Here is a 5,713-nt window from a genome sequence, read left to right on the forward strand (position 1 = left end):
TCACGACTCCGACGATGACGGCGGATCCGCCGAACAGATGAAGGACTCCGATGCGCCGTCCGAAACCGTATGTCTGGAGGAGACTGGCCCAATCATCGTGATACCCGGTGACGAAGTACGGCTCGAGGCCAGGCAACAGATCTAGGTACGCGTGCCGCAGACGGTTCATACCAATGACTAACCAAAGATCTTCGAGGTCAGCTTCTAGCAACCTCGTGTACGTCGACAACCCAACTAACAAAACCAGCGGTAGAACGAGCGAGGCAATGACTCTGAAATTCTGCCCGAATCCAGTTGCCTGGACCATCAACGAAAGGGCAACGACGGATGCCGAGACAATCGCCAGGAACGTTCCCGTGCGACTGAAGATTTCCTGCCAGAGTGCCCCCCGAGCGGCGAGAAGGCTCCAGTGCTCGACGCCGAGGATCTGGGCGTTCAAGGCGTCGGGGCCCCTATCCGCAACTGGTCGAGGCTCAGGAAAAGGTGGCGTAGCCGGGTTCTTCATGTCGTCCTAACAGGTCGAATCGAAGGCCAGCTTCCTGCCCGGCTCAGTGCGGCAACCGTGCGATCGCGGGCAAGGGTCGCTGGGCAATGTCATGAGGTTACGCCGCCGCGCAGTGACCTACCGGCTTCCGGCCCGCAGATCTTCGAGGCGATGCAGACAGTACAGAAACTTGGTGCCACGAAGCCGAACATAACAGAATTTGGACTTGACGGTCCACAAAAAGCTGGCACAGTAGCTTCCGCGTGCAGGCAGTCGAAGAGTCGTTCACTGCGGACGAGAGCGCACCGGAAGGACTGCAACGATGAGCGATGAGCGGCCAGAGGAAACAGGCCGACGGTCACCGGAAACCGTCACCCCCGCTGAGACTGCCGGTATTCACGGCCACGAGATGTCCGGGCACTCCGGTCATGCCGTCGGCCGAGAGATGTTCGCGTGTCCGCACTGCGGGCACCAACTCAGCATGTTCAGGGAGTCGCGGTCCAGCCCCGGAGACAAGGCTGCGGCGTGGGTGGCCGGCGTCGCCGGATCCTGGCCCTTCCTGCTGATCATGTTGCTGTCCATCTTTGCGTGGTTCGTGATCAACGCCATCCGGCCGATCTTCGATCCGGAGTCGTCAGCCATGCTCGACTATCTGGGAACGGTTCTGGCGATCATTGCTGCCTTGCAAGGACCGCTGATCCTGCTTTCTCAACGCCGCGAGTCCGATCGTGACCGCGCGCGAGACATCGAGACCTTCGTGATTTCACAGAACACCGAGGCCGACCTGCACTCGATCGGTTCCGCGGTCACCACCGCCCTCGAACAATGGGAACGAGATCGAGCCTTACATGCTTCGGTCGAGCCTGAACGCACTTGTGAAGGTGATGACTGCAAATAGGAGACGGACAGTTGCCCTTCCGGATCAATGGCCAACGAGCCGCCGGTCCCTCCGGAGACGGCCCGGCAGGATCTGGCCGACGGCTTCGACGCGTGGCAGCGCCACTTCTCCGACGGTCTGCAGCGAATGCAGCGCTCCGGTGAACTGAGGCAGGAGGCCGATACCGACGACCCGGCGACGTGCCTGTTTGCATCGACTCGAGTCACGAACTGCCGCCGAATCGTTCGGTACGGATCCGCGCTGCATCGTGGCCGAGGTCGACAAGCCACCCGGTGACGGCTTCCACGAACGGCGATGGCCCGCAAACGAATACGCGCGGAGACCGTGATGCGGCGAACGTCCGCTCGGCGATCGTATTCCGGGTCAACCGCCCGCCCTCCTGGAATCCAGGTGCGGACTGTCGGGTGTGCACGATGTCGACGGTAGTTCGTGTCAACCCTACGAGCTCGTCGGCGAACATCTCGTCTCGCGGACTGCGGACCGAGTACAACAACCGACAGTCGGAGCTGTCCGCCTCGCGTTCGCGTGCGGACGCAATCGCGAACAACGGCACGACTCCGGATCCGCCCGCGATGAGCTGGATAGGAGAGCGGTCGGTATCGGAGCGGGACCAGACGAAAAAGCGTCCGAGAGGTCCTTGCACCTCGACATCCTCACCCTCCGCGAGGTGACGTACGAGAAACGGTGACACCTCGCCCGTGGGCAGTTCCTGGACCATCAGAACCACGCGAGTTGACTCACCCGAGGACGCAAGAGAGTAGGACCGAGACGCCTGGTATCCGTCCGGTGCCGTGAGCCGGACATCCACATGAGCTCCGGCGTCGTTACCGGGCCACGTCGGCACATCCAATTCGAGGCGCACGGCCGATGGATTCTCGAAACGCCGACTGATCACCCGCCCGAGATGCCACTGGACGCCGCTCGAGGTTGTCACGAGTAGCGCTCTTCCCGCCATGGGTCGCCCCGAAGGTGGTAGCCGTTCTGTTCCCAGAACCCCGGTTCGTCCGAGGGCAACATCTCCATTCCGAGAACCCACTTCGCGCTCTTCCAGAAGTAGAGGTGGGGCACCAGGAGTCGGGCCGGACCGCCATGTTCGGGTGTGAGTGGTTCTCCTTCCGCCTCGGTGGCTATCCAGGCCTGCCCATCGAGGAGATCTTCGAGCGGCAGGTTCGTGGTGTAACCGCCGGAGCTATGAACCATCACGTAGTCGCAGCTGGTCTCGACATCGTCGAACAACAGGTCCAACGAAACACCCCGCCAGGCCATGTCCAGCTTGGTCCAGTGAGTGACGCAGTGAATATCGGTGACGATGTTCTCGACGCCCACCTTCTGCAGCTCATGCCAGTTCCACCGGTGTGCGACTTTGTCCTCGGTCGTGATCGTAAAGCTCCATTGGCTCTCGTCGATTGCCGGCGTCGGTTCTATCGAGAGCACCGGCCAGTCGTGGGCGAGGGTCTGCCCGGGGGGCAGTCGAGCGTCGGTGGACCTTCGCTGATTTCCGAAACCACTGTTGATAACTCCCACGACTGCACCTTTCCTCGGGCATTCACTACCGCGGCCTACGCGAACGGAACCGAAAACTGTTTCATATCACCGAGCGTCGAGTTGGACCGGAAGTCTGGAGTCGTGCTCCGACAGCCGTGTCGGGGAACGGTTGAGCTCCTCGGCGAACGCCCTCGGCGCGGGTCCTCGCGCAGCTCACGGTCCCCTTCCTGTTTAAGTACCCAAATATGGACTTTGGGGTCCAGTTTCGTGACTGGAATATATCGGAAAACCTAGGACTTTCGCGGCGAATATTGCTTTTCCAACGGGTTTCTCACTTTCGATCCAGCCTGGAGCTTACGGCAGATAGCCAGGAATATCTGGACCCATAGGTCCGTTAAACGATACGATGGCGCGGCCGCCGCGCCATTCGCAAGGAGGAGCCCACGTGATGACGAACGACTACCGCAAGACTCCTGAGTCGGTCAGCCGCCTCAACGACATGCAACTTCGGGTGACGCAGCAGGGCGGGACCGAGCCGGCGTTCCGCAACGAGTACTGGGACCACCACGAACCGGGCATCTACGTCGACATCGTCTCGGGTCAGCCGCTGTTCTCGTCCACCGCCAAATACGACAGCGGCACAGGATGGCCCAGTTTCACCGCCCCCATCGACGCCGCCGCCGTTACGACCGAGGTGGATCGGACATACGGGATGAGCCGCACAGAGGTGCGCTCGGCAGGTGCCGACAGCCACCTCGGGCACGTGTTCCCTGACGGACCGAAACCCGGCGGCCAGAGGTACTGCATGAACTCGGCCGCAATGCGCTTCGTACCCGCTTCCAGGCTGGTCGAAGAAGGGTACGGCGACTTCGCCACGTTGTTCGACACCGACCAAAATTCCTCGAACGGAGCGGCCTCATGACCAACGAGATCAACAACACCGAGACGATCACGAGCGGCGCGACAGCGGAAACGGCCGTCCTGGCCGGCGGGTGCTTCTGGGGGATGCAGGACCTGATCCGCCGTCATCCCGGGGTACTCGGGACCCGCGTCGGATACACCGGCGGACATAACGAGCATCCGACGTATCGCAACCACCCGGGCCACGCCGAAGCCATCGAGATCGTGTTCGCCCCCTCAGAGACGACCTATCGCGACATCCTGGCGCTCTTCTTCCAGATCCACGATCCCACCACGCTGAACCGACAGCGAGGCGACCGCGGCACCAGCTACCGGTCCGCGATCTTCCCCGTCACACCGGAACAGGAGCGGATCGCCCGCGACACGATCGCCGATGTGGACGCGTCGGGTTTGTGGCCAGGTAAGGCGGTCACCACGATCGAGCCGATCGGCCCTTTCTGGGAGGCTGAGCCCGAGCATCAGGATTACCTGCAGAAATATCCGAACGGCTACACCTGCCACTTCCCCCGCGATGGTTGGGTGCTGCCTGATCGGAGTTCGTCGGGCGCGGGAGCGTAGCGGTCGTCCGGTCGGGCGCGGGCCATCTTTCGGCCCGGCCCGGCCGCGAAGCCCTGATCTCGACACCGGTGTAGTTAGCCTGGGGAGATGACCGACAGCGTTAGCGGCTCTCGCCCGCGCCGCTTGACCACGCGCGGTGCCGCAACGAAGGCACGAATCGTCGATGCGGCCGATCAGTTGATGTACGAGCGCGGTGTTGCTTCCACGACCCTGGCCGACGTCCGGGCCGCGAGCGAAACCTCGAAGTCACAGCTCTACCAGCACTTCGCCGGAAAGCGCGCACTTGTGTTGGCAGTCGTCGAGGTCCGCGCCGACGCAGTGCTGTCACAACAGCGCCGTCGTCTCGAGAGGATCGAGTCATTTCGCGGACTCGAACTGTGGCGTGACGAACTCGTCGACCGAAATGGGCTTCGAAACGGGGCCTACGGTTGCCCGCTCGGGGCGCTGGCCAACGAGATCGCCGATCATGACGAAGAGACCCGGAAAACCATCGCCGCCCACTTCGAGGCCTGGCTCCTACTCCTGAGCGATGCGATCGACCAATTGAAAAGGCATGACGTAGTCAGCCCGCACGCCGACTCGCACGCCTTGGCAACCGGGTTGTTGGCGGCTTTGCAGGGAGGGTACCTACTCGCCAAGACGGCCAGAGATGTTCGCCCCATGCGGGTAGTACTCGACATGGCGATCACCCAGGTTCGTATGCATTCGACGTAAGCAACCTCGTCCGTCAGACGCTCACCGCGCGCGCCCCAGCCGTAGGTTCACGCGTGCGCTTGTGTTTCGAAAAGAAGAGAGCGTGTAAGGATCGAAGGGGAACGACCCACGACCCTGCAGAGGTCAGAGGTATTGCGCTGCTCATCGTGCGCGTGATCACGGGCTGGCCGTGAACTCCCCTGCCGCTCACTTCTGACGGCGCGTGTTCTGTCGGCTCGTTCCTGGGTCACCGCGTCGCGCCAACGTAGTCGCGATCAGTGCTGATCGCCTCGTAGCCGGCGTCGTCGTAGCCGGAACTCGCTTCGGTCGCGTCGTCGGCACTGTGGCCGTGATCGGTTTCGGCCTTATACGCATGGTCGATGACGGTGGGGGTTGCGGTGCTGCGTTCGCTGGCGATGTTCTGCTGTACCTGTGTCCAGGTCTTGATGTGCCGCGAGACCGTCGAGGTGTGGAGCTCGAGGTGGCGTGCGATATCGCTGAATGACCAGTCGGGGTTTGCGAGGTAGAGGTCGACGCTGGTCCATACGGCAGGCTTGAGCAGGCCGTTGTCGAGGTCTTCGTCTATCCCGGCGAGTGCCGATCCTGTTGTTGCGCTGTACTGTTCGCTCTCCACGCGGTCGAGCGGGTCGTCGATACGAGCTGTGTCGGTGGTC

Annotated in this window: 10 protein-coding genes; 5 read left to right on the forward strand and 5 right to left on the reverse strand. The window is 62.3% G+C overall.

Features of this window, described 5'->3' with window-relative positions:
• Both A2J02_RS28175 and A2J02_RS28180 read right to left on the reverse strand, forming a co-directional pair.
• Nucleotides 1-439 (reverse strand): hypothetical protein (locus A2J02_RS28175; RefSeq protein WP_197477988.1); only part of this gene is annotated, 439 nt, incomplete at its 3' end.
• A 471-nt stretch (nucleotides 440-910) separates the two neighbouring features.
• Nucleotides 911-1,054 carry a hypothetical protein gene (locus A2J02_RS28180; RefSeq protein WP_176456965.1) on the reverse strand — a complete coding sequence of 48 codons (144 nt, stop codon included), beginning with the start codon at nucleotides 1,052-1,054 and terminating at the stop codon, nucleotides 911-913.
• Between A2J02_RS28180 and A2J02_RS28185 the strand changes: the two genes are divergently transcribed.
• Both A2J02_RS28185 and A2J02_RS29030 read left to right on the forward strand, forming a co-directional pair.
• Nucleotides 1,053-1,382 carry a DUF1003 domain-containing protein gene (locus tag A2J02_RS28185; RefSeq protein ID WP_176456964.1) on the forward strand — a complete coding sequence of 110 codons (330 nt, stop codon included), beginning with the start codon at nucleotides 1,053-1,055 and terminating at the stop codon, nucleotides 1,380-1,382. The two genes, A2J02_RS28180 and A2J02_RS28185, sit on opposite strands and share 2 nt — an antisense overlap.
• A 27-nt stretch (nucleotides 1,383-1,409) precedes the next feature.
• On the forward strand, nucleotides 1,410-1,658 hold the full coding sequence (locus A2J02_RS29030) for a hypothetical protein (protein WP_371828738.1): 249 nt from the start codon (nucleotides 1,410-1,412) through the stop codon (nucleotides 1,656-1,658).
• Here the strand turns inward: A2J02_RS29030 and A2J02_RS09750 are convergent.
• Together A2J02_RS09750 and A2J02_RS09755 are read right to left on the reverse strand one after the other, a co-directional pair.
• On the reverse strand, nucleotides 1,585-2,316 hold the full coding sequence (locus A2J02_RS09750) for an FAD-binding oxidoreductase (protein ID WP_170949168.1): 732 nt from the start codon (nucleotides 2,314-2,316) through the stop codon (nucleotides 1,585-1,587). The genes A2J02_RS29030 and A2J02_RS09750 overlap by 74 nt on opposite strands.
• Nucleotides 2,313-2,906: a molybdopterin-dependent oxidoreductase gene (locus tag A2J02_RS09755; protein WP_032385462.1), complete on the reverse strand. Its 594-nt coding sequence runs from the start codon at nucleotides 2,904-2,906 to the stop codon at nucleotides 2,313-2,315. The genes A2J02_RS09750 and A2J02_RS09755 overlap by 4 nt, the downstream gene beginning before the upstream one ends.
• A 409-nt stretch (nucleotides 2,907-3,315) precedes the next feature.
• Between A2J02_RS09755 and msrB the strand changes: the two genes are divergently transcribed.
• From msrB to A2J02_RS09770, 3 genes are all read left to right on the forward strand, one after another.
• The gene (msrB, locus tag A2J02_RS09760; RefSeq protein ID WP_032385463.1) at nucleotides 3,316-3,789 is read left to right on the forward strand and encodes a peptide-methionine (R)-S-oxide reductase MsrB; all 474 of its coding nucleotides are present in this window, start codon (nucleotides 3,316-3,318) and stop codon (nucleotides 3,787-3,789) included.
• A complete protein-coding gene (gene msrA, locus A2J02_RS09765) occupies nucleotides 3,786-4,346 on the forward strand; it encodes a peptide-methionine (S)-S-oxide reductase MsrA (RefSeq protein ID WP_032385464.1) in 561 nt (186 codons plus the stop codon). Before msrB ends, msrA begins: the two co-directional genes overlap by 4 nt.
• A gap of 87 nt (nucleotides 4,347-4,433) precedes the next feature.
• The gene (locus A2J02_RS09770; protein WP_032385465.1) at nucleotides 4,434-5,060 is read left to right on the forward strand and encodes a TetR/AcrR family transcriptional regulator; all 627 of its coding nucleotides are present in this window, start codon (nucleotides 4,434-4,436) and stop codon (nucleotides 5,058-5,060) included.
• Nucleotides 5,061-5,286: 226 nt separating this feature from the next.
• Here the strand turns inward: A2J02_RS09770 and A2J02_RS28190 are convergent.
• Nucleotides 5,287-5,713 (reverse strand): hypothetical protein (locus A2J02_RS28190; RefSeq protein ID WP_197477989.1); only part of this gene is annotated, 427 nt, incomplete at its 5' end.

Origin of the sequence: Rhodococcus sp. EPR-147 (genome assembly GCF_001647185.1) — a bacterium.
Classification (GTDB): domain Bacteria; phylum Actinomycetota; class Actinomycetes; order Mycobacteriales; family Mycobacteriaceae; genus Rhodococcoides.